General features: G+C 33.8%; 19 protein-coding genes. 15 read left to right on the forward strand and 4 right to left on the reverse strand.

Annotated features, from left to right (window positions below; genetic code table 11):
- The first annotated feature begins 13 nt into the window (after positions 1-13).
- From pfkA to BK054_RS12215, 5 genes are all read left to right on the forward strand, one after another.
- Positions 14-1,000, forward strand: coding sequence for a 6-phosphofructokinase (gene pfkA, locus BK054_RS12195; protein WP_006259209.1), 987 nt, complete (start codon positions 14-16; stop codon positions 998-1,000).
- 26 nt (positions 1,001-1,026) lie between these two features.
- On the forward strand, positions 1,027-2,028 hold the full coding sequence (gap, locus tag BK054_RS12200; protein WP_006259208.1) for a type I glyceraldehyde-3-phosphate dehydrogenase: 1,002 nt from the start codon (positions 1,027-1,029) through the stop codon (positions 2,026-2,028).
- A gap of 13 nt (positions 2,029-2,041) precedes the next feature.
- Entirely contained in the window at positions 2,042-2,887 is an 846-nt protein-coding gene (locus BK054_RS12205; protein ID WP_071307315.1) for a BadF/BadG/BcrA/BcrD ATPase family protein, read from the forward strand.
- A gap of 8 nt (positions 2,888-2,895) precedes the next feature.
- A complete protein-coding gene (locus BK054_RS12210) occupies positions 2,896-3,270 on the forward strand; it encodes a methylglyoxal synthase (RefSeq protein ID WP_006259206.1) in 375 nt (124 codons plus the stop codon).
- Between the two features lie 659 nt (positions 3,271-3,929).
- Positions 3,930-4,985: a linear amide C-N hydrolase gene (locus BK054_RS12215; RefSeq protein WP_006260977.1), complete on the forward strand. Its 1,056-nt coding sequence runs from the start codon at positions 3,930-3,932 to the stop codon at positions 4,983-4,985.
- A 75-nt stretch (positions 4,986-5,060) separates the two neighbouring features.
- Here the strand turns inward: BK054_RS12215 and BK054_RS12220 are convergent, their stop codons facing one another.
- Together BK054_RS12220 and BK054_RS12225 are read right to left on the reverse strand one after the other, a co-directional pair.
- Positions 5,061-5,441: a RidA family protein gene (locus tag BK054_RS12220; RefSeq protein WP_006259204.1), complete on the reverse strand. Its 381-nt coding sequence runs from the start codon at positions 5,439-5,441 to the stop codon at positions 5,061-5,063.
- Between the two features lie 60 nt (positions 5,442-5,501).
- A complete protein-coding gene (locus tag BK054_RS12225) occupies positions 5,502-8,201 on the reverse strand; it encodes a putative LPS assembly protein LptD (protein WP_016649568.1) in 2,700 nt (899 codons plus the stop codon).
- A gap of 121 nt (positions 8,202-8,322) precedes the next feature.
- Between BK054_RS12225 and BK054_RS12230 the strand changes: the two genes are divergently transcribed.
- The 8 genes from BK054_RS12230 to BK054_RS12265 all read left to right on the forward strand — a co-directional run bounded on the left by BK054_RS12230 (position 8,323) and on the right by BK054_RS12265 (position 20,021).
- A complete protein-coding gene (locus tag BK054_RS12230) occupies positions 8,323-9,468 on the forward strand; it encodes an N-acetylmuramoyl-L-alanine amidase (RefSeq protein ID WP_006259202.1) in 1,146 nt (381 codons plus the stop codon).
- Positions 9,469-9,525: 57 nt separating this feature from the next.
- Positions 9,526-10,491, forward strand: coding sequence for an MlaD family protein (locus tag BK054_RS12235; RefSeq protein ID WP_006259201.1), 966 nt, complete (start codon positions 9,526-9,528; stop codon positions 10,489-10,491).
- Between the two features lie 65 nt (positions 10,492-10,556).
- Positions 10,557-11,882, forward strand: coding sequence for a (Fe-S)-binding protein (locus BK054_RS12240; protein ID WP_006259200.1), 1,326 nt, complete (start codon positions 10,557-10,559; stop codon positions 11,880-11,882).
- A 51-nt stretch (positions 11,883-11,933) separates the two neighbouring features.
- Positions 11,934-12,725 carry a (Fe-S)-binding protein gene (locus BK054_RS12245; protein WP_006259199.1) on the forward strand — a complete coding sequence of 264 codons (792 nt, stop codon included), beginning with the start codon at positions 11,934-11,936 and terminating at the stop codon, positions 12,723-12,725.
- A gap of 3 nt (positions 12,726-12,728) precedes the next feature.
- Positions 12,729-13,214 carry a hypothetical protein gene (locus tag BK054_RS12250; RefSeq protein ID WP_006260980.1) on the forward strand — a complete coding sequence of 162 codons (486 nt, stop codon included), beginning with the start codon at positions 12,729-12,731 and terminating at the stop codon, positions 13,212-13,214.
- 85 nt (positions 13,215-13,299) lie between these two features.
- On the forward strand, positions 13,300-16,170 hold the full coding sequence (locus BK054_RS12255; protein ID WP_071307316.1) for a glycoside hydrolase family 3 N-terminal domain-containing protein: 2,871 nt from the start codon (positions 13,300-13,302) through the stop codon (positions 16,168-16,170).
- A 278-nt stretch (positions 16,171-16,448) separates the two neighbouring features.
- A complete protein-coding gene (locus tag BK054_RS12260; protein WP_006265115.1) occupies positions 16,449-18,809 on the forward strand; it encodes a TonB-dependent receptor in 2,361 nt (786 codons plus the stop codon).
- Positions 18,810-18,818: 9 nt separating this feature from the next.
- Positions 18,819-20,021 carry a hypothetical protein gene (locus BK054_RS12265; protein ID WP_006260983.1) on the forward strand — a complete coding sequence of 401 codons (1,203 nt, stop codon included), beginning with the start codon at positions 18,819-18,821 and terminating at the stop codon, positions 20,019-20,021.
- 93 nt (positions 20,022-20,114) lie between these two features.
- Here the strand turns inward: BK054_RS12265 and BK054_RS12270 are convergent, their stop codons facing one another.
- A complete protein-coding gene (locus tag BK054_RS12270; protein ID WP_071307317.1) occupies positions 20,115-20,891 on the reverse strand; it encodes a hypothetical protein in 777 nt (258 codons plus the stop codon).
- Positions 20,892-21,117: 226 nt separating this feature from the next.
- Here BK054_RS12270 and BK054_RS12275 point away from each other — a divergent pair, with 226 nt between their 5' ends.
- Positions 21,118-21,738: a hypothetical protein gene (locus BK054_RS12275; RefSeq protein ID WP_006259193.1), complete on the forward strand. Its 621-nt coding sequence runs from the start codon at positions 21,118-21,120 to the stop codon at positions 21,736-21,738.
- 31 nt (positions 21,739-21,769) lie between these two features.
- Here BK054_RS12275 and BK054_RS12280 read toward each other — a convergent pair whose 3' ends face one another.
- Entirely contained in the window at positions 21,770-22,357 is a 588-nt protein-coding gene (locus BK054_RS12280) for a thioredoxin family protein (RefSeq protein WP_016649562.1), read from the reverse strand.
- A 94-nt stretch (positions 22,358-22,451) separates the two neighbouring features.
- Between BK054_RS12280 and BK054_RS12285 the strand changes: the two genes are divergently transcribed.
- On the forward strand, positions 22,452-23,036 hold the full coding sequence (locus BK054_RS12285; protein WP_083387848.1) for a Crp/Fnr family transcriptional regulator: 585 nt from the start codon (positions 22,452-22,454) through the stop codon (positions 23,034-23,036).
- The last annotated feature ends 13 nt before the right edge of the window (positions 23,037-23,049 follow it).

A 23,049-nucleotide genomic window follows, 5' to 3' on the forward strand; every position in this document is an offset into this window, starting at 1 on the left:
AAAACGATAAAATATGAGTAAGGCGATTAAAAAGATCGGTGTCTTAACTTCTGGAGGAGATGCTCCAGGGATGAACGCAGCAATTAGGGCAATTGTTCGTACTTGTTCTTTTCACGATGTAATGTGTGTAGGAATATTTAGAGGATTTCAAGGATTAGTTGAAGGTGATTTTGAAGTATTGGGGCCTCGTGATGTAAATTACATTATTAACAAAGGAGGTACTATCCTTAAAACAGCTCGAAGCGTAGCTTTCCGTTCTGAGGAAGGTCGTAAAACAGCTTATGAGAACTTAAAGAATGCGGGTATTGATGCATTGATTGTTATTGGTGGAGACGGAAGTTTTACAGGAGCTATGATATTGAGTAAAGAGTACGATATTCCAGTAATGGGAATTCCAGGTACTATTGATAATGATATACACGGTACAAGTCATACTATTGGGTTTGACACTGCCTTAAATACAGTAGTAGATGCTGTAGATAAAATTAGAGATACTGCCAGCTCACATAAACGTTTATTCTTTGTAGAAGTTATGGGGAGAGATGCAGGTCATATCGCACTGAATGCAGGTATTGGAGCTGGAGCAGAAGAGATTCTTATTCCAGAAGAGAATATGGGAATGGAGCGTCTACTAGAATCTCTAAAGAAAAGTAAAAAATCAGGAAAATCATCTAGTATAGTTATCGTAGCAGAAGGTGAAAAATTAGGTAAAAATGTATTTGAAATAGGAGAATACGTAGAAACTAATTTGCCAGAATACGAGGTACGTGTGTCTGTATTAGGGCATATGCAAAGAGGAGGAGCACCATCTTGCTTCGACCGTGTATTAGCAAGTAGATTGAGTGTGAAAGCGGTTGAAACGTTATTAGCAGGAGAACGCAACTATATGGTTGGTTTGATCAATGATCAAGTAGCGCTTACACCATTAGAACAAGCAGTAAAAGGTCATTCTCCAATAGATCAGGAACTACTTAGAGTATCTGATATCATCACAATTTAAAAGAAATAATAAAACGAAATAGAATTATGAAAACAAGAATTGGTATTAACGGTTTTGGACGTATTGGACGTTTAATGTTAAGAGAAGCTGTAAAGAATCCTAATGTTGAGATAGTAGCAGTTAATGATTTAATGGCAGTAGAGCATTTGGCTTATCTAATTAAGTTTGACTCTGTTCACGGTCGTTTTGATGGAACTGTAGAAGTAAAAGATGGTCATTTAGTAGTGAATGGACAAACAATCCGTGTAACAGCTGAGAAAGATCCTTCTTTATTAAAATGGGGTGAAGTAAAAGTAGATGTAGTAGCTGACTGTACAGGTATCTTTAAAGAATTAGATAGCGCGCAAAAACATATCGATGCAGGAGCTAAGAAAGTATTAATCTCTGCTCCATCAGGAACTGCTCCAATGTATGTTATGGGAGTGAATGAGAAAGATATGAAAGCTACAGATACAATCGTTTCTAATGCTTCTTGTACTACTAACTGTTTAGCGCCATTAGCTAAAGTTATTAATGATAATTTTGGTATTGTAGAGGCTTTAATGACTACAGTACACGCTGTAACAGCTACACAGTTTACAGTAGATGGTCCTTCTAAGAAAGATTTTAGAGGTGGACGTTCTGCTATGAATAATATTATTCCTGCTTCTACAGGTGCTGCTAAAGCTGTAGGTAAAGTTATTCCAGAATTAAAAGGAAAACTTACAGGGATGTCTATGCGTGTTCCTACTGCTGACGTATCTGCTGTAGATTTAACAGTTAAAGTAGCTAAAGAAACATCTTATGAAGAAGTATTAGCTGTATTGAAGAAAGCAAGTGAGAACGAACTAAAAGGGGTGATGGCTTATACAGAAGAGGATGTTGTGTCTCAAGATTTCGTATCTGATACGCATACTTGTATTGTAGATGCTAAAGCAGGTATCGGATTAAACAGTACTTTCTTTAAGATTGTAGCTTGGTATGATAACGAGTATGGTTATTCTGCTAAGATGGTTGATATGGCTATCTTAATGAATAATTTAAAATAATTAAATAGTTTAAATGAAAATAATCGTCGATAGTGGTTCCACTAAGGCTGATTGGATTTTCTTTGACCAGAATAATAATGTTATAACTTCGGTGACTAGTTTAGGACTAAATCCCGAAGTTATTACTTTAGATGAGTTCTTTACCCGCGTTAATACAGTGCCTGATATCTGTAAGAATAAAGACGAGGTTAAAGAACTTTATTTTTATGGTTCAGGGTGTGGGTCTGATCGTACAAAAAATATCGTTAAAAGATTTGCTGAAGATTACTTTGCGAATTGTAAAAACATTAATGTTCACGAAGATACTTATGCGGCTATTTACGCGACTGTAGGAAAAGGAGAAAAAGGAATAGTCTGTATTAATGGTACAGGATCTAATGTCTCTTACTTTGATGGAAATAAAGTATATCAGAGAATAGAGTCCTTAGGTTTTATGGCTATGGATGATTGTAGTGGAAGTGCACTCGGTAGATTAATGATCAAGAGTTTCTTTTTAAAAATGATGCCTAAAGAATTAGCAGATTTATTTAAAAGTAAATACGATGTAGATGCTGATGTAGTGAAGTACAATTTTTATAAGAAAGAAAACCCTAATGCTTATATGGCTTCTTTTTTGCCTTTTTTGATTGAGCATAAGGATAAAGCTTTTTTTCAAGAAATGATTAGAGAGCAAATATCTTTTTTTGTAAATCACTATATAAAGAATAACCCAGAGTATACTAGTGTATCTGTACACTTTGTGGGTTCTGTGGCATATTTTTTACAAGATGAGTTTAGAGAAGTGATGGCTGAACATAATATTCAGGTTGGAAAAATAATTCAAAAGCCACTAGATGGATTAATTGAATATCATAAATAATAACAAGTATGGAAATAGCAATTGTAGCACATGATGCTAAGAAGAAAGAAATGTTAGAGTTTATCAAAAAAAACAGAGAAATTCTATCAAGTGAAGGAATATCATTGATTGGTACAGGAACTACAGGAAGTATGGCAGAGGATGCAGGCTTTAAGGTAAAGCGTATGCTTTCTGGACCATTAGGGGGAGATGCTCAGATTGCTGCAAGAGTAGCGGAAGGAAAGACTGCCATGGTGCTATTCTTTAAAGATCCTCTAGGAAAACACCCTCATGAGCCAGACATTAATATGTTATTACGAGTATGTGATGTACACAATGTACCTTTGGCAACAAATGAAGCTTCAGCTCAGTTGTTGTTAAATGCTATCAGTACAATTAAGTAAGGAAATTCTAGAAAAAAACTAGACAAATATAAAGGGAATAGGCGCATAAGTATTATGTGCCTTTTTTTGTAGGTAAAAACTTGGGTACCTGTGACAATTACTTTTTCGCAATTACAGATGTATAAAAATATTTAAATAGTTCATTTACGGAATTGCTAGCAAGAACTCTATTTCTTCTCAGCATTAATTGAGATGCTAAAGATGGTTTTGTATTGACTTGCTAGGGGTTTGCTTGCGGGTTTCTTGCACATTTCTTCGAGAAAGATACCTTCTGGGCAAGGAAAGCCCTAGAAAACCCATAGTAATCCCCTAGAAAGTGCAAGCTGAACGTTCTGATTATTCATAAATATCGTAGTTGTAATTTATGTTTTAATTTAAAAATATTAATTACTGTTACGTTTGTTGGTTGAATCTAAGATTCGCTAAAGATTGATTTCAATAAGATTAGAATACTCTCGTCTGTATTAGATTAAAAAGAATACCTAAAAATAAATAGGCATGGTGTTTGGAACAACCTAGTATATTTTTAAAGTAAAAATCGTTTATTTTAAAAATAGTAATTTATTTAAGAAGGAAGATAAAAGATGTTATATTTTGTTTAATTGCTTTTGAGTGATTAATTAAATAGCTAATTTAGTAGGAACTTAACTATGTTTATTATGAAAAGAATAAAAAGAGTGTTTACAGGAGCTTTTGTTTTGGGAGCATTTATCTTTGGATTGACTGAAGCTGATGCATGTACAAGAGTTGTTTATAAAGGGCCAAATAATACTGTTATCACAGCGCGTTCGATGGACTGGAAAGAAGAGATTATGCCTAATATATGGGTGTTTCCAAGAGGGATGGAGCGCAATGGAGAAGTAGGGCAGGCTTCAATAAAATGGAAGTCTAAGTACGGAAGTGTTATAACTTCTGCATTTGATATTGCAACTACCGATGGAATGAATGAAAAAGGGTTGGTGGCTAATATTCTTTGGTTAGTAGAATCTCAATATCCAGAGTACAACCCTGATGGGAAGGACAAAGGAATTAGCTTGGCAGCATGGGCTCAGTATGTGTTAGATAATTATGCAGATGTAAATGAAGCTGTAACTGACTTACAGAAGAACCCTTTGATTGTAGTTACGGCTAATACACCAGGACGTACTTCATTGGCAACTGTACATTTAACAATATCTGATGCAAAAGGAGATAATGCTATTTTTGAGTTTATTGATGGAAAGTTAAAAATTTATCACGATCCTTCTTATACTGTGGTAGCGAATTCACCTACATATGATAAGCAGTTAGCTATTAGAGATTATTGGAACTATTTGCCTGGTAATAAAGTGTTACCTGGTACAGGTAGATCTGAAGATCGTTTTGCACGTGCTTCATATTATGCAAAAGCAGTAGAACAAAGTGATGATGAAAAAGTATCTATAGGAGCAGCTTTTAGTATTATTAGAAATGTTTCTGTTCCATATGGAGTGCATATAGATGGAGAACCAAACTTGTCTTCTACTAAGTGGAGAACAGTGTCTGATCAAAAGAACTTAGTATACTATTATGAGGATCCAATTGCGTTAACTCCAATGTGGCTAGATTTAAAATCAATTGACTTTAGTGATAAGTCAGGCGTTAGAAAGTTAGATGTTTCTAAAAAACAACAATATGCAGGTTTAGTTAATAATAAATTAGAGAAAGCAAAAGCTTTTCAATTTATGGGAATCTAGAAGTAAAAAATAAGAGTATTAAAAAGGGGTGATTATTAATTAATAATCACCCCTTTTTAATACTGTGCTTTCTACTTATTTAGAAGCTATCATAGATATTTCTACATTTACATTTCTAGGTAATTTTACTACCTGCATACATTCTCTGGCAGGCGCTGTAGCAGCTGTAAAGAAGCTTCCGTATATTTCATTTACTTTAGCGAAGTCATTCATGTCTGTTAAGAAAATAGTTGCTTTAACAACGTTTTCGAATGTCATATTTGCTGCTTCTAGTATCGCTTGTAGATTAGCCATTACTTGTTTTGCTTCGTCTTCAATACCTGTTGTTACAAGCGTTTCTGTTGCTTGATTAAAAGGAATTTGACCTGAGATGAATAATAGATCACCAGTCATTACTGAGTGATTGTATGGTCCGATAGGGGCAGGTGCCTTGTCTGAATTGATAATTTTCTTCATAAAGTATAGTTTTAAAAAAAGAGGAGGAGTAAAAATACGCCTCCTCTTTCTGAATTATTTTTATCTGTATATTTTGTCTGGAGCTTTACGTTTTTCCCATTTGATATCGCTTAACATTGATGAGCGTATACCAATAAAGAATCCCCAACTTGTATAGGTTCCGATAGGTACCCAAGAGAAGTCCATTCTCCAACTCTTCAAATCACGTTCAAATCTTAATTGAGTAAAGGTAACTCCTTTCTGAACAAAGTCATAACCTGTAGAGAAACCTACTTTCCAATTAGGTGTGACATCTACATTTCCAGATACCATGACGGAGTTATTGACTATCTCGTTCTGTCTCGATGAGTTGTTATAAGTCATGGAGTAGGCAAAGGTTAAATCCCAAGGTAGTTTAGCATTAAAGAAACCACCAAAAGGTTTGTCTTCATCATCGTCACTCAGTGTACTTCTTTTTTGATTACCTAACTCTACAGCTCTACCAAATAAATCATCAGCACGTCCACCATTGTCTAAAGAGTTTTGATTCTTTTTGTCTTCAGCATTACCGAACATGGCATCTTTACTAGATAGAGACCAGTTTACAGTCATATTAGCACTTGTCAGACGGAATAAACTTCCTCCGTTGTTAATGTTGTAAGTATCTATACGTCTATTGTTATTGTCTAAAGCATAAGGGTCAAGTGTTGCTCCAAAGTTAATTTGCATTTTATCTTTAAATAGAGCTGTACCAGCACTTACACGTACAGGAGACCACTTAAGTGAATCAGCAGACATATTATAACTCGTAGAGAAGTTTAAGCTATTTAGAAGCATTACTTTTCTCGGTTCACCTTTCTCATTATCATCATCTCTAACTTTAGCTTCAAAAGTGTTACTTAAGTTAAAGTTCATCATATTGGAGTTATATCTACCAGGGGCTCCAAAAATACCGTTTTGGAAGCGAGTATAATCTTGGAAGGTCTGTCCTGTAGCATCTATGGCATAAGTGTCATAGTACTGTTCAAAACTTGGTGTGTAAGAATACCCTACGCTTGGACGCATTACGTGACGTATAGCTTGGATTCTTTTGTCTTCTCCAAAGTTAAATGTACCATAAATAGTTGTCCCTATACTAGCATTAGCATTATATGTTCTAAAGCTGTCGAATCCATTTACTCTAATGTCATCAACTTTATTAGTCTGTGCGTTGTATTTTTTCTCTATGGTATTGAAGTACCAAACTTCATTATAAGAAGCACCTGCCGTCACAGAGAAGTGTTTGAATATTTTGAAGTTGGTTGCAATCGGGATACTGTGTTGGAATCCTGTGTTTAAACTGTCGAACATTTCTCTTTTAAAGAAGTAATCTTCGTGTGTTTTTACACGGTTTTCTCCACGTACAGAATACGAGAAGTTTAAGTTCTTAATAATACCTTTTTTAGAACCATATTTTGGAGCAAAAGGGAATACACGATCTACGTTTACTTGTAATGTAGGAAGAGTCATGTTAATCTCCTTCGTATTTGTTGATTGAGAGTGAGTAGCAGTAAGTGACATATTCACTTGTGGTACACTTTCGAAAGTACGTTGGTAACTAACAGATGAGCTCATGGTGTTGTTCATAGAAGCACCTACGTTATAGGTATTGTTTGATTGTCTGAAGTACTGGCTACTACCTAAGTTTACAGACGCAGAGAATCGCGAGTTAGGATTAGCTTTACCATCTTGACTGTGATTCCACTGAATATTGTATAACTTGCTAGATGCGTAATCTGGAAGTCCTTTTTCAGAGAAGATATTGTTTTCATAACGGATTAAAACACGTCCGTTATACTTGTAACGTTGCGCATAAGAACTGTTAAGTCTCAATCCCCAGCTTCCATTGGTATAGTAATCCCCTAATACGTTTAAATCCATTTTATCACTTATCGCAAAGTAATAACCACCATTCTGAATATAGTATCCTTGTTGATTGGTATCACCAAAGCTTGGGATGATAAATCCTGATTCGGCTTTCTCTGACATAGGGAAAAAAGCGAAAGGCAATCCTAGAGGTGTAGGTACATCAGCAATCACCATATTGGTAACTCCTGTAACTACTTTTTTGCCAGGAACTAACTTAACCTTATTGGTACGGAAGTAGTATTCTGGATCATCTAAATCTTTAGCAGTAGTAAAGATTACATCTTTCATGAAGTAAACAGAGTCATTCTCCTTTTTACTCACTTCTGCTTTAATTCTAAATTCACCTTGTGAAGTACGAGATTTAAAGACTAATGCTTTTTTAGTTTTTGTATTGAAGCGGATAGAATCTGGCTCTACGATCTGTGACCCTTGTTTAAAAACAGGATATTGCGACATATTACCAACACTATCTTTAATACCTCCTGCATAGATTTCGTTTTTTTCATAATTGAAAATGATTTTACCTGCAGTTAGTTCATAATCTTGATAGCGTATTTCAGCTTCATTATATAACGTAATTTCTTTTTTTGCTAAGTTTAGAGCTTCGTAGTCTTTTGCTTTTCTATAAACCATCTCTTCGAGAAGAGGTTTGTTAGCAGGAACTATGGTGTCTTTTTGTTTTTTAAGTGTATCCTGGATAGAGGGTACAGCAAGTTTGTCTATAGTGTCAGAGGTGGTAACTATAGAATCTCTTTTTAGTGTAGTATTTACAGCTGTAAATTTCTTATTGTTGTCTTGTGCAATCCCTTTTTGTGTTAAAGTTGCTCCAAAAACCAATAAAATGAAAACGATATTAAAAATATTTGTTCGCAAACCTATATATATGCTATTTTTGTAAAATTAAGCGCGTTGTTTTTAACGTGTCAAACTTACATATATTTTTTTTGAAAATGTATTTTTATTTAAATTATAAAACGTTATAAATATCATTTATATGAATTACAGTCGTTCTAAACTGTTTGCCTTACTAGCTATTCTTTTCCTGAGTTTCTCTATACAAGCACAGAATGGGAAAAAATTTAAAGTTGTATTAGATCCTGGACATGGAGGAAAAGATACTGGTACTAACCATAAGAAGAATGTAGAAAAGGATATTGTATTAGCAGTAGCTTTAGAGGTAGGTAAGATATTAGAAAAACAATCTGATATAGAAGTGTTCTATACTCGTAAGACAGATGTGTTCGTTCCAGTAAAGGAGAGATCTGTATTAGCTAATGATAACAATGGAAACGTATTTGTATCTATTCACTGTAATGGTGTTAATAGTGAATCTGCTTCTGGTACTGAGACTTATGTAATGGGGCTTAGTAAGAATAAATCTAACCTAGATGTAGCTAAGACGGAGAACTCCGTGATTATGATGGAGGACGACTATAAGACTAAGTATGCAGGCTTTGACCCGTCATCACCTGAATCTATTATAGGATTAACGCTATTACAAGAAGATTATATTCATCAGAGTATTGACTTAGCAAGTAGAGTACAGGATGGTTTTACAAATGATCTGAAGAGAAAGAATAGAGGAGTAAAACAAGGTCCGTTCTGGGTATTACACGGGGCTTTTATGCCTAGTATATTGATAGAGTTAGGGTTTGTTTCTAATACAGCAGAAGGGAATTATTTGACTTCAAGTAAAGGACAGAAAGAATTAGCTCGTTCTATAGCACAAGGGATTATTGATTATAAAGCAGCTTATTATGGAGGTAGTAAAACTCTAGTATTAGCAGATTCTAATGATAAAGCAACGGCTAAAGTTGATAATAGTAGAAAGACTACAACTAACGAGACAACTACTAATTCTCGAAAAGAAAGTAGTTCAAACACTAAAAAAGTTGTTTTTAAAGTGCAAATTGCAGCAGGATCAAAAGTGTTAGCTTTAAAACCTGAGAATTTTAAAGGACTAAGAGGAGTGACGACAATGCGCGTAGGAAATCTTAGTAAATATTATTACGGGGAGACAAGTGACTATGAGACAGCGAAACAAAATCAGAAAGTAGCAAAGGATAAAGGACACAGTTCTGCATTTATTGTAGCATTCAAGGATGGTAAAGTGATTACAGTAGAGGAAGCATTAAAATAATATCAAGCGCTTTAGAAATAAAAGTTTATTTTTGCGTGTTATAAAAAATGAAAAGTTTTGAAAATATCAAGAGAAATTAAAACAGCGATTTTAGTATTAGGAGCTATTGCTTTGTTCATTTGGGGTTACTCATTTTTAAAAGGGAGAAACATATTTGATAACAGTACTAGATTTTATGTAGAATACGATAATGTAGAAGGATTGACTACTTCTTCAACGGTTACCATTAATGGTTTAGTCGTAGGGAAAGTATCTAAGATCGATTTAGATAATACTTCAGGAAAATTAAAAGTTGAGTTATTGATGACTCAAAAAATAAATATATCTAAGAATAGTGTAGCTAAGATTTACTCTCCTGGATTATTAGGAGGTAAAGGAATTATGATAGATCCTTTATTTGGAGATACAAATTTCGCTGAGTCTGGACAAACGCTTAAAGGAGAGGTAGTTTTAGATATGACTGAGAAATTGACAAAACAAATTGAACCTTTACAGTTAAAAGTAGAAGAGGCTTTAGCCAATTTAAATACAATGTTAGCTTCTGTTAATAATATAATGGATGAGAATACACAGCAGAGTTTAAAAAGCGCAATGACTCAATTAGATGGTACTTTAGCAGGTGCTAATAAGTTAATGGCAGCTACTAATCAGATGGTTGCAGCGACTCAGCCTAAGTTAGACGGTACGTTGACTAACTTAAACACGATGAGTAGCAACTTTGCTTCTATTTCTACAGATTTAAAGGCTTTGGATATCAAATCTACTTTTACTAACTTAGATAACGCTACTGCAAGTATGGATAAAATCATGGGAGATATCCAAGGCGGTAAGGGATCAGTTGGTAAATTATTGAAAGACGAACAATTATATAGTAACTTAGAAGGAGCAAGTAAAGAATTAGAAGCTTTACTACGCGACTTAAAAGAACATCCAAAACGTTATGTACATTTCTCTTTATTTGGTAAGAAAGCGACACCTTATCAAGCAACAGAAGAAGAGAAAACTGCAGAGGTTAAGGAATAATAAACTAAACAGCTAAACCAACTAACAAGAAAAACTAACAATTACTGAAAACAATTATTACGACTATGGAGTATTTAGGCCAAGTATTATTTTTACTTCTTTTAGTTGTGGGGTTTGGATTCTTTATCAAAAATATAAAGAAGCTAATCCGCAACATCAAAATAGGAAGAGATATCGATCGAACAGATAATCCTTCAGCTCGTTGGAAAAACATGATCCGCGTAGCTTTAGGACAGTCTAAGATGGTGAAAAGACCTATCCCAGCTATCTTACATATTTTTGTATATGTAGGTTTTGTGATTATTAATATTGAGATGTTAGAAATCATCGTTGATGGTTTGTTTGGTACACATCGAGTGTTTAGCTTCTTAGGTGTAGGCTATGATGCATTAATTGGAATTTTTGAAGTACTAGCTTTCTTAGTTATCTTTGGAGTTGTTGTATTCTGGATTCGTAGAAATATAATTAAACTTAGACGTTTTAATCAACCAGAAATGGAAGGTTGGGCTAAGCGCGATGCGAATAATATTATCTACATTGAGACCGTGTTGATGTGTTTCTTTTTAATCATGAATGCTGCAGATTATTATCTTCAGAGTATTGGTTATACACATTATACAGCAGTAGGATCATTTCCTATTTCTAGTTTTATCAGCCCTATATTTGACGGAGTTAATCCTGCAACAGTTGCATTCATTGAGCGTTTTTGTTGGTGGGGACACATAGTAGGGGTGATGTTGTTCATGAATTATTTATATTATTCAAAACACTTACACATCTTCTTAGCATTCCCAAATACATATTATGCTAATTTACAACCTCAAGGAGAGTTTAATAACTTAGAGTCTGTTAAGAAAGAAGTTTCTTTAATGATGGATCCTAATGCAGACCCATACGCTGCACCAGCAGAACCTGTAGGAGAACCAGAGAAATTTGGTGCTCAAGATGTAATGGATTTAAATTGGGTACAGTTATTAAATGCTTATTCTTGTACTGAGTGTGGTCGTTGTACTTCTTCTTGTCCTCAGAATATAACAGGTAAAAAACTATCTCCGCGTAAGATAATGATGTCTACTCGTGATCGTTTAGAGGATGTAAGTAAGATATTAGATGCGAATAATGGTCAGTTTGTTGATGATGGTAAGACATTATTAAATGACTATATTACACCAGAAGAATTGTGGGCTTGTAATACATGTAATGCATGTGTTGAAGAATGTCCTATAGACATTAGTCCACTTTCTATTATTATGGATATGCGTCGTTTCTTAGTGATGGAACAGAGTGCCGCTCCTGTAGAGTTAAACAACATGATGCAAAATGTTGAGAATAATGCTGCTCCATGGCAATATAGCCAAATGGACAGATTAAACTGGAAAGACGAAAACTAAACATTAACTATCATAATCCTTTTTTAGGATTATCTCAATAAACACAAGATTATGTCAGCAAATTTAGTAGTGCCTACCATGGCGGAAATGATGGCAAAAGGAGAACAACCAGAAGTGTTATTCTGGGTAGGTTGTTCAGGAAGTTTTGACGATAGAGCAAAAAAGATTACAAAAGCATTCGTAAAGATATTAAATAAAGCAAACGTATCATTTGCTGTACTTGGTACAGAAGAAGGTTGTACTGGGGATCCAGCAAAGAGAGCGGGGAATGAATTTGCATTCCAAATGCAAGCAATGATGAATATCCAAGTATTAGATGGATATGAAATTAAAAAAATCGTAACTGCTTGTCCTCACTGCTTTAATACACTTAAGAATGAGTACCCTGATTTGGGTGGTAAATATGAAGTTGTACACCATACTCAATTTTTGAAATCACTTTTAGACGATGGAAGATTGACTATAGAAGGTGGGCAATTTAAAGGAAAGAGAATTACTTTCCACGATCCATGTTATTTAGGACGTGCTAATCAAGTTTATGAAGCTCCGCGTCAATTGATTGAAAAATTAGATGCAGAGTTAGTAGAAATGAAGCGTTCTAGACAAAATGGTTTCTGCTGTGGTGCTGGAGGTGCTCAACTTTTTAAAGAACCAGAACACGGTGATAAAGAAGTACACGTAGAGCGTACAGAGGAGGCTATAGGAACTAATGCAGAGATTATCGCTGCTGGATGTCCTTTCTGTAACACAATGCTTACAGATGGGGTTAAGTTTAAAGAAAAAGAAAGCTCAGTAAAAGTGTTAGATGTAGCTGAGTTAATTGCAAACGCAGAAGATTTATAAAATATGTTTAAACCATTTGAAGAAATGCCTGATCATTCGAGAGTTTGGATTTACCAATCTAATCGTAAGTTCTCAGATGAAGAGGTTCAAGATATAGATAAGGAGTTAGCAGCTTTTACAGAAGAATGGGCTGCCCATGCTACACCATTAGCATCTTCTTATAAGATTTTTTACAATAGATTTATAGTGCTAGCAGTGGATCAAGATATACACCCTGCTTCAGGATGTTCAATAGATGCTTCAGTTCGTGTGATTCAAGATATTGAACAAAAGTATAATGTGGACTTACTAGATAAGATGAATGTTACTTATAAAACAGGAGAATTCATTGCTTTTAAAACTTTATTAGAATTTAAAGATTTAGTAAAGTCTAAGTCTGTATCAGCTAATACGATTGTATTCAATAATTTAGTGAATGATTTAGGAGAGTTTAGAGAATTTTGGGAAGTTCCAGCATCTGAAAGTTGGCATTCACGTTTTTTTAAATAGATTCTAATATTTATATTTACGATATCAAAATCACCATCAAATAGACTTTTGATGGTGATTTTTTTTTGACCTAAAATAAAAACTAATGAAAAGATTGACTGTTGTACTACTTCTTGTGGCTTCTAGTGCGTTTGGACAGGTTAAGTTTAATCAAGCTAGACAGAAACAATGGGTAGATAGTGTATATAATACGTTGAATTTAGAGGAGCGAATAGGACAGCTGTTTATGGTTGCAGCTTACTCTAATAAAAATGAGGCTCATGTACAGAGTTTAGAGAAACTTGTGCAAGAACAGCATATTGGAGGATTAATTTTTTTTCAAGGTGGACCTGTTCGTCAAGCAGAAATGACTAATCGTTTACAGACTTTAAGTAGGGTACCTATGTTAGTGGGTATAGATGGAGAGTGGGGACTGAGTATGCGTTTAGAAGATACTTATCGTTTCCCTTATAATATGACATTAGGTGCTGTTCAAGATATGGACTTGATTTATCAAGTGGGAGAAGCGATGGCTAAACAAACCAAACGCTTAGGTATGCAGTTTAACTTTGGGCCTGTATTAGATATTAATATTAATCCAAAGAATCCTATTATCGGAGTGCGTTCTTTTGGGGAGACGAGAGAGATAGTAACAGATCGCGCTAGTGCATTTATGCAAGGATATCAGAGTCAAGATATTTTCGCAACAGGAAAACACTTTCCTGGACACGGTGATACTTCTACAGATTCACATCACAAATTGCCTGTAATAGACTTTGATAAAGGGCGCTTAAATAGAGTTGAATTTTATCCGTATAAAAAGTTATTTGAAGAAGGGCTGTCTAGTGTGATGATAGGTCACTTAAATTTACCCGCTTATGAACCTAATGATATTCCTACTTCGTTATCTCATAATATTGTAACGAAGTTGTTGAAAGAGGAGTTAGGTTTTGAAGGACTGATCTTTACTGATGCTTTAAATATGAAAGCTGCAACAAGTTTTTTAAAACCCGGAGAAGTAGATTTAGCCGCTTTTAAAGCAGGAAATGACTTATTACTTTTCTCTGAAGATGTACCTACTGCGTTAACGAATATATTAGCTGCTTATAATGCAGGAGAAATATCAGAAGAACGCCTTTCTCATTCAGTAAAGAAGGTTTTGGCATATAAGTACAAGTCAGGTATGACGAAGTTCTCTGCTATTGAAACAGGTAGCTTAGTTAAGGATTTGAATGCTCCAGTTTACGATGATTTAAATCAGAAGTTGTACGAAGAAGCAATGACTTTAACGAAGAATGAAGATAGGTTAGTTCCTTTTAAACATTTAGAAAAACAAAAGATAGCTTATGTAAAGTTAGGAGATGATGATGGTAGTCACTTCTTAAGTATGTTACAAAATTATGATGATGTAACAGAAATTACAGGAGATAGCTTAGAAGATCTTTCTGCGTTTACAACTATTATTGTAGGATATCACAAGGTTGATAATCCATGGCGTAAGCACGATATGTCAGACACAGAGAAGGCTACTTTACGTAATTTAGCCGCTAGAAAGAATACTGTGTTAGTATCTTTTGCTAAACCGTATGCGCTTGAGTCAATGCCTTTAGATAAAGTAAATACTGTGTTAGTAGGGTATCAGAATAATAAATTTGCTCAGCAAGCTGCCGCTCAAGTATTATTTGGGGCTATAGGAGCTAAAGGAAAGTTACCAGTTTCTATCAGTGGTTCTTTCACTGTTGGTACAGGACTTAAAACGAAAGCTATTGATCGCTTAGGTTTTTCTACTGCAGCAAATGAAGGGATGGATCCTGATGTGTTAAATGGAATTGATGTCATTGCTCAAGGAGCAATAGATAAACAATATACACCAGGTATTCAGGTAGTAGTGGCTCGTCATGGCAAAGTAGTATACCAAAAAGCTTTCGGACATCATAATTATGATGGTAGTACAAAGGTCTTAAATACAGACTTATATGATTTAGCATCTTTAACCAAGATATTAGGAACCTTACCAGTATTGGTAAAGATGTATGATGATCATAAGGTAAGAATGGAGACTAAACTTGGACAGATGTTGCCGATGTTTAAACATACGGATAAAGAAGATATTACTTTTAAAGAGTTGTTGACACATCAGTCAGGTTTACCAGCTTGGATTCCTTTTTATAAACGTACACTAGCAGAGAATAATAGACCTGATCCGAGTTTATATAATTTCTTTTACACTCCAGAGTATCCTACTCAAGTGTCAGAGAATTTATATATTAAAAAAGGGTATACAAATGAAATCCTACAACAAATAGCAGATTCTAAATTATCTAAAAAGGAGTATAAATATAGTGATTTAGGGTTTATTATGATGAAGGAATTTGTGGAGAGTAAATATCACAAGACACTTGATCAAGTAGTGGAAAGTGAGTATTATAATAAGATGGGAGCTTGGCGTTTAACTTATTTACCATTGCGTAAATTTGACTTGAATGTAATTCCTCCTACTGAAATAGATAATTATTACCGTTACACTACTGTACAAGGATATGTGCATGATATGGGAGCAGCTATGCAAGGTGGAGTTGCTGGACATGCAGGGTTGTTTGGATCAGCGTTAGATGTAGCTAAAATGATGCAGTTATATCTGAATAAAGGGGAATACGGAGGAGATCGTTTCTTCTCGGAAGATACTTTTAATACATTTAATGAGTGTGCTTATTGTAGTAAAGGTAGTAGAAGGGGAATAGGATTCGATAAACCGCAAAAGCCAGGTTCTCCTGGTCCAACATGTGGATGTGCTTCAATGTCTAGTTTTGGACATACAGGGTTTACTGGAACAATGGCTTGGGCTGATCCTGATAAAGATTTAGTATTTGTATTTTTATCAAATAGAACTTATCCTGATAGTAATGTGAATAATCTATCTAAGGCTAATATTAGAGAAGATATTCAGAAGGTAATTTATGAGTCGATAGTAAAATAAACTTAGATATGACGTAAAAGCGTAGCGATGGCTACGCTTTTTTTATGAACTGTATTTAGTGCTTAGTTGTTATCTAGTTTGTTATGAGAAAGTTGAATAATTATGTCATTATGTTCTTAAGATAGAAATGATGGTGTCTTTATTTGGTAATTTGTTGATATTATGATTATTATGATTTAATACAAATAATCTAATTAGACTCGTTAAAAATAAAGTTGTATTTCTTTGGTTTTTATTAACATGACCAATACTTTTGTTATTTAAAATTAATTTAAATAATGAGACCGTTTAAGGAAGTATTTTTTTGTTTTTTACTACTTCTGTTACCTTGTTTAGTAAATGCTCAAGGAACTGTAGGTAAAGTAAAAGGAATCGTTTATGATTCACAGAAAACTCCCATTATAGGAGTATCTGTTTCTATTAAAGGAAGTACAATTGGTGTTCAGACAGATCTAGATGGGAAGTTTGAATTACAGCACACAACAGGACAACATACAATACTGTTTAATTACGTAGGTATGGTTGAAGAGAGCAGAACTGTTCAATTTAATACAAGCCCAAAATCATTGAGTATTACTATGCAAGATGAGCCTTCTGTATTAGATGATGTTGTGGTTAGTGTAAAAGGTAAAGTAGATGCTTTAAAAGAACAAGCTTTTACAGTAAGTGCTGTGGATATGCAAAAGATAGCTAATAGTACTTATGATTTAAATCAAATACTGAATAAAAGTAGCGGTATCAAAGTTAGACAACAAGGTGGTGTAGGGTCTGATTATAATTTTTCTGTAAACGGGATGTCCGGAAAAGCAGTTAAGTTTTTTGTAGATGGAGTTCCGTTAGAGATGTTAGGTAAAGGAGTGGATATGAATACACTTCCTATTAATATGGCTCAACGTGTAGAGATATATAAAGGAGTTGTTCCTGTTCATTTGAGTACTGATGCCATGGGAGGTGCAGTGGATATTATTACGAATGGTAGTTCTAAAGATTATTTAGATGCAAGTTATATGACAGGATCTTTTAATACCCATAAAGTTAATTTAAATGGACAATTAAAAGATAAGGGTACTGGAATTATCATGAGACTGAATAGTGCTTATAATTACTCAGATAATGATTATAAGATGCGTGATATGAAGATCTATAATCCCCAAGCTGAGAAGTATGAGTATAGAGATGTAAAACGTTTCAATGATCGCTACAAATCTTTATTTGTAATGGCAGAGTTGGGAATAGAGGATAAGTCATGGGCAGATATGTTATTCGTAGGAGTGTCACATTCTTTATTTGATAAACAAATTCAGACAGGATCTAATCAAGAGATTGTGTATGGAGGAGTGAAGAGAGAAGGAGATGCGAATAATTACTTTTTAAAATATAAGAAGAAAGATCTATTGAACGATCGCTTTGATATCAATTATTATTTAGGGTATTCTAAGAGTCTAGAAAAAGGAACGGATACTTTAATGAGAAAATACAGTTGGGACGGAAGTTATGTTCCTGCTGCAGGAAGTGAACTTTCTAACCCTTCTTTAAGTAGACAACACAGAGATCGTGTATTCTCTCAATTAACTACAGAGTATAGATTAAGTGATTCTCACAAGTTTAACTTTAATTATATGTTAGATTATGTGAAGAATCAATCTTATAATTTATTATACGATAAGAGAGAAGATGCTTATCCTACGAAAATGACAAAACAGATTTTCTCTATTAACTATCAACAAGATTGGTTTGATAAGAGATGGACTAATGTGTTTTTTGGAAAGTATTACTTAGTTGATTTAGATAAGACTGTCTTTGACTCTTCTACACGTAAGGATGTACCTGTTAAAAATCAATCAGGAGATTGGGGATATGGTGTAGCGAGTACTTTTAAAATTACCAATGAACTAGGTTTAAAAGCTTCTTTTGAAAAGTCATTCCGTTTATTAGAACCAGAAGAAATATTTGGTGATGGTGTGTCTATTACTAGTAACTTAGCTCTACGCCCTGAGAGTAGTAATAACTTTAACTTAGGGGTGTATTATAGCCAACGTTTTGACGATCACTTCGTACGTTTTGATGCAGCTGGCTATATTAGAGATACGAAGGATTATATTTATACAGTTCCTAATTTATTCAATAGTACTTTTAAATACGAGAACTTATCTAATATCTTCACTAGAGGAGTTGAAGGAGAATTTAACTATCAGTATAAGAATATCCTTAATATTATGGCGAATATTACTTATAACTATGCTTATGACAATACGAAATACGCTAATAATAGTGATAATGTAGAGTCTGCTACCTATAAAAAAGAAGTACCAAATCAGCCTTGGTTATATGGTAATATAGATGTGAGTATAGGGCAAGATGATTGGTTCCAAAAAGATTCTCGTATTGAGTTAACTTATGGGGTATCTATGACAGAATGGTTCTATAAAAACTGGCAGTCTTATGGAAATAAAAAGAATATTCCAACGATTCCTCGCCAGACATTACACGATGTAGGAATCAATTATTCGATAGCAAAAGGGAAGTATAACTTTGCTTTGAATTGTACTAATATTGGAAATGCTCTTGCTTATGACAACTTTAAGCTTCAAAAACAAGGTAGAGCATTTTATTTCAAATTCAGATATTCTTTAAAATAGACATTACAGATGAAAAATAAATCATATACAATCTTATCTATGATCTTATTGCTTTTTACAGTGATAGGATGTAGTAAAGAACCATCTCAGAGTGGTGGTTTTGAAGGAGAAAAAGATTATAAGTATTTCTTATTATCAGCATTGGGAAGTTGGCCTAATACGGTTCATTATATTACAGCTACCAATGATGTGACACAAGGAGTTATGGATCTGAATAGAGAAGGTGATGAAATTAACTCTAAAGGAACGTATTCCTATATCGTTAAGAATGGTTATATCTATAACTATAAAACAGATCAAGGAGTATTTAAAAAGTTTAAATATACAAATGATAAGCTAGTTACAGAGATAGAAGTACCTTTCTCTTATATTAATGACGTGAGTGCTTATACATGGGCTGATGATAATACCTTGATTCTTTTTGGAGATACAAGTGATATAGAGCGCATCCGATATACAGTTTTTAATACAACAAATCTTAAAATAGTAAAACAAGGAGAAGTGTCTGGTCTAGAGCCTTTCCCTCAAGGATATGACCATTATTCAATAGGTTCTGCAGCTTATATAGATGGAGTGCTGTATTTACAGTACGGTTTTAGAAATGCAAAATGGTTGACACCTAATTTCTATAATATAGCTTCTATTTCATATCCAGATTTTAAAGTAATCAAATCAGAAGCAGACACTCGTAGTAGTGGAGCTAGTAATGGTTCTCCTTATTTTAAAACTTCTTTTGTAAAGGATAATGACAGCTTCTACTATAGTTGTTTTACACGTACTAATTCAGAGGCTAAAGATATTTATCTATTTAGAATTAAGACAGCAGAGGGAGTATTAGATAGATCTTACGAAATTAATTTGACGCAAGTATTAGGTGGATTAAAGCCTGAAACAGCGATGAATTATATCGGAGACAATAAAATGATTGTTGGGTATAGAGACCCTGCTAAAGGAGGAAGTTATAATGGAAGATACGCTATTATAGATTTGGAGACTAGATCAGTTGTAAGACAGTTGACAGAATTACCTTTAGATGAACCGTATGAACTAGGTTTCTTTGTTCAAGATAAGAAAGTATACTTAGCGATTAATAGTGCAGAAGAAGGAAACTATGTTTGGATTTATGATCTAAAAACAGACAAGGTTACTAAGGGAATGACACTTCCTGATAAGATATCAGGATTTGCACGTTTCGATAAATTCTATGACTAATAAATTAGAATAATAAGTTTGATTTTTTATAGGAAGGATTATCTTTCTATTAGTTTGGTTAGGTTTGAAGCCACTTCCTTGGGAGTGGCTTTTTTATTTAGGATATTCTTCATAAGTTTTGAATAAGTTTCGGAGCATCTTGAACAGAGTCGTACTGTTTTCTTTGGTGCTTTCGAGTTTACTTTTTCGCTTAGCAGTGAAGGTGAATGATTCATTGGGTGTAAGGATAGTTCCTTCTAAGTAATTAGTATCGATTAGGGAAGTTTGAAGAAGAGTAGGTCTATCTTTAGACATAGAAGAACAGATAAAGCCATTTTGAGTCATTACACCTTCAAAACCTTCATTTCTTGTTGTACGTGCGATTATAGTACCACCATTTTGGAATAAATGGAAGTTCTCTATTTTATAGTATTCTGTAAATTTAATTGGAGAATCTTGTTCTGAGAAGGTAAACTCCCACTGACCAGTTACATTAATAGTTGTATATGTTGTTGGAATAGAGAAGCGAGGTTCTTCTGTCTTATAGGCTATAAAAGGGATGGTAACTAAAGTATTTTCACCTTTCTTATCTTCAAATATTCCTTTAATCGTATCGCTTTGTATAATTCCTTTTAGATGGATATGACCGCTGTAATCTAAAGGGTTGATAAAACTATCACGAGCTATTTTGGTATATTCTTTTTGATTTGTAATTGGACCATCTGTAAAGACAGTGCGGTAACCATGAATATTAAGTGGAATGCTATCTAGTGTGAAAATAACAGGAACATTGATTCCTTTTATAGTAAAATAGGCTTTCCATCGGATAGAAGAATCAGTGTAATCTTGATTGCTTAACTTGTCTGTACAGCCATTCAAGAGTAAGATCATTAGAAAAGAGATAAAAAGAGATCGAATAACAAACATGGATAGAAAATGTAGTGAAACAATAGGTTATAAACACTAAAACCTTTGCATAGAATGAACTATTTATCCAAAGGTAAGCTTTTATAGTTAGCTTCTATATCATCTATATATTACTTCTATTATTTTGATATAAATAAGAATTTAAATAGAAGTTTTTTTATCATTTATTCTAGGCCAAAAAAGTATATATTTGATAGGAACAGAGAAGTTGTTTTGTGTTATTCTTATAACTCTTTTTATGGATGAAAATATAGTAAAAACGCTTGTTAATAAATTAATGAAGTCAGCACAGCTTATACTGACTTTTGCTTATTTATTGGCTATAGGGATAGGGATGTTGTTTAATAATCAGAAGTACAATGCTTTTGGTATTAATATTTTTGATTACTCTTCTATTTTTGATTTTTTGATAGCTCCTTTTGCAGACTTTAGAATAGTAGCTTTTGCTATTGTGACAATGATTATTACTTATCTATTGTTTAAAGGTGATGCATATTGGAAAGAGAAATTTCCTGCTAATTATAGTAAATCAATATTTAATCTTGAACAATATTCTTGGTATAGAAAGATAAAAGGAGGTGTGTTTATCTTTATTTTTATCTGGTATCTTATACTGATGGCACAGTATTATGGCAAGCGAACTTATGTTGAAACACTACAACAAGAAACGACTAAAATAGAGTATATAGGAGGAGATGTGATAGAAGGAATCCTTATAGGGAAGACCAGTGATATGTTGTTTTTATATGTAAATCAAGAAGTAAAAGCCATACCTATATCTGCGAATCTAAAGACTATACAGATTAAATGATAAAGGCTGTCCATTGGACAGCCTTTTGCTTTTATTTCTTCGGAGCATTGTCTACGAACATCTGCTTTACTTTAGCTACGTCATAGCTTTTATCTGCTTCTAATTCACCAGAGGAAATTACATTAGTTGTTTTTCCTTCTCCATTGATTACGATGAAGAATGGATAACCTAATTTTTGTCCTTCAGGAGCATATTTTTCAAATGCTTTAGCATTTTTGTGTTTAGCTGTATAATTTAAATGATAATAAACATAGTTCGCATCAACTACAGTTTTTATATCTTGATTTTTTTGTACAAAATCATTAAAACGAAGACACCAGATACACCAGTTACCACCAGCTTGTACAAAAACGTTTTTGCCTTCAGCTTTAGCCTTTGCGATTAGTTCTGTTATTTTAGCATCACCATCTTCTTCCTCATTATATGGTTTTGCTAATGCCTCTTTTTCTTTGGCAATAGCCTGTTTAGCAGCAGCTGTATCTATTACAGTAGTAGGTGTATTATCAGAGGTAGTTGCTTCTATTTCTGTTGCTACTTGTTCTGTTTTAACCTCTTGTTTACAGCTTACTAATGTTAGTACTGTAGCTAGTACTAGAGATGATAAAACTAATTTTTTCATATTTGTTAGGTTTATGTATTGTTGTTTCTAAATGAAATTCTGCGAAATGTAATAAAAATTAATAAGATATTGCATATATAGGATTACATTTACCATGAATATGGTATCTGTTATGCTCAATATATTTTTTCAACGTTTTAATCTATTCTCAGAAGAAGAGATAGGTGATATTGTTGCTTTATTTGTACAACGCAATATCGCTAAGAATGACTATCTCGTAAAGGAAAATGACTATTGTGAAGAAATAGCCTTTATTGAATCAGGCGTATTTCGCTCCTTTTATGCAAACGAAAAAGGAGATGAACTTACTTACTGCTTTCGTTTTCCAGATGATTTAATAGGAGCTTATTCTGCATTTATCACTGGAGGTAAGAGTATAGAGAGTATTCAGGCGATTGTTAATACAGTAGTTTGGTCTATTCAGAAGAAAGATCTCGATGCCTTAGCAGATAGATTACCTCAGTGGACTACTTTTTTAAAGATCATTGCTGAGCAACAGTATTTAGAATTAGAACGCAGAGTGATACAGTTTCAGCGAGAGACTGCCTCTGAACGCTATAAGAATCTATTGATACATCACCCTAATTTTGTACAGTATATTCCGTTACAGTATTTGGCTTCTTATTTAGGAATTACCCAAAGACATTTGAGTCGTATTAGAAAAGAGATTACTTTTTAGACATTTGTCCAGT

The sequence above is a fragment of the Myroides sp. ZB35 genome (assembly GCF_001865835.1).
GTDB lineage: Bacteria > Bacteroidota > Bacteroidia > Flavobacteriales > Flavobacteriaceae > Flavobacterium > Flavobacterium odoratimimum.

What these genes read in the sequence shown, in the direction of transcription:
- pfkA (WP_006259209.1), top strand. Translation starts at nt 14, where the DNA reads ATGAGTAAGGCGATTAAAAAGATCGGTGTCTTAACTTCTGGAGGAGAT.
- gap (WP_006259208.1), top strand. Translation starts at nt 1,027, where the DNA reads ATGAAAACAAGAATTGGTATTAACGGTTTTGGACGTATTGGACGTTTA.
- BK054_RS12205 (WP_071307315.1), top strand. Translation starts at nt 2,042, where the DNA reads ATGAAAATAATCGTCGATAGTGGTTCCACTAAGGCTGATTGGATTTTC.
- BK054_RS12210 (WP_006259206.1), top strand. Translation starts at nt 2,896, where the DNA reads ATGGAAATAGCAATTGTAGCACATGATGCTAAGAAGAAAGAAATGTTA.
- BK054_RS12215 (WP_006260977.1), top strand. Translation starts at nt 3,930, where the DNA reads ATGAAAAGAATAAAAAGAGTGTTTACAGGAGCTTTTGTTTTGGGAGCA.
- BK054_RS12220 (WP_006259204.1), bottom strand. Translation starts at nt 5,441, where the DNA reads ATGAAGAAAATTATCAATTCAGACAAGGCACCTGCCCCTATCGGACCA.
- BK054_RS12230 (WP_006259202.1), top strand. Translation starts at nt 8,323, where the DNA reads ATGAATTACAGTCGTTCTAAACTGTTTGCCTTACTAGCTATTCTTTTC.
- BK054_RS12240 (WP_006259200.1), top strand. Translation starts at nt 10,557, where the DNA reads ATGGAGTATTTAGGCCAAGTATTATTTTTACTTCTTTTAGTTGTGGGG.
- BK054_RS12245 (WP_006259199.1), top strand. Translation starts at nt 11,934, where the DNA reads ATGTCAGCAAATTTAGTAGTGCCTACCATGGCGGAAATGATGGCAAAA.
- BK054_RS12250 (WP_006260980.1), top strand. Translation starts at nt 12,729, where the DNA reads ATGTTTAAACCATTTGAAGAAATGCCTGATCATTCGAGAGTTTGGATT.
- BK054_RS12255 (WP_071307316.1), top strand. Translation starts at nt 13,300, where the DNA reads ATGAAAAGATTGACTGTTGTACTACTTCTTGTGGCTTCTAGTGCGTTT.
- BK054_RS12260 (WP_006265115.1), top strand. Translation starts at nt 16,449, where the DNA reads ATGAGACCGTTTAAGGAAGTATTTTTTTGTTTTTTACTACTTCTGTTA.
- BK054_RS12265 (WP_006260983.1), top strand. Translation starts at nt 18,819, where the DNA reads ATGAAAAATAAATCATATACAATCTTATCTATGATCTTATTGCTTTTT.
- BK054_RS12270 (WP_071307317.1), bottom strand. Translation starts at nt 20,891, where the DNA reads ATGATCTTACTCTTGAATGGCTGTACAGACAAGTTAAGCAATCAAGAT.
- BK054_RS12280 (WP_016649562.1), bottom strand. Translation starts at nt 22,357, where the DNA reads ATGAAAAAATTAGTTTTATCATCTCTAGTACTAGCTACAGTACTAACA.
- BK054_RS12285 (WP_083387848.1), top strand. Translation starts at nt 22,452, where the DNA reads ATGAATATGGTATCTGTTATGCTCAATATATTTTTTCAACGTTTTAAT.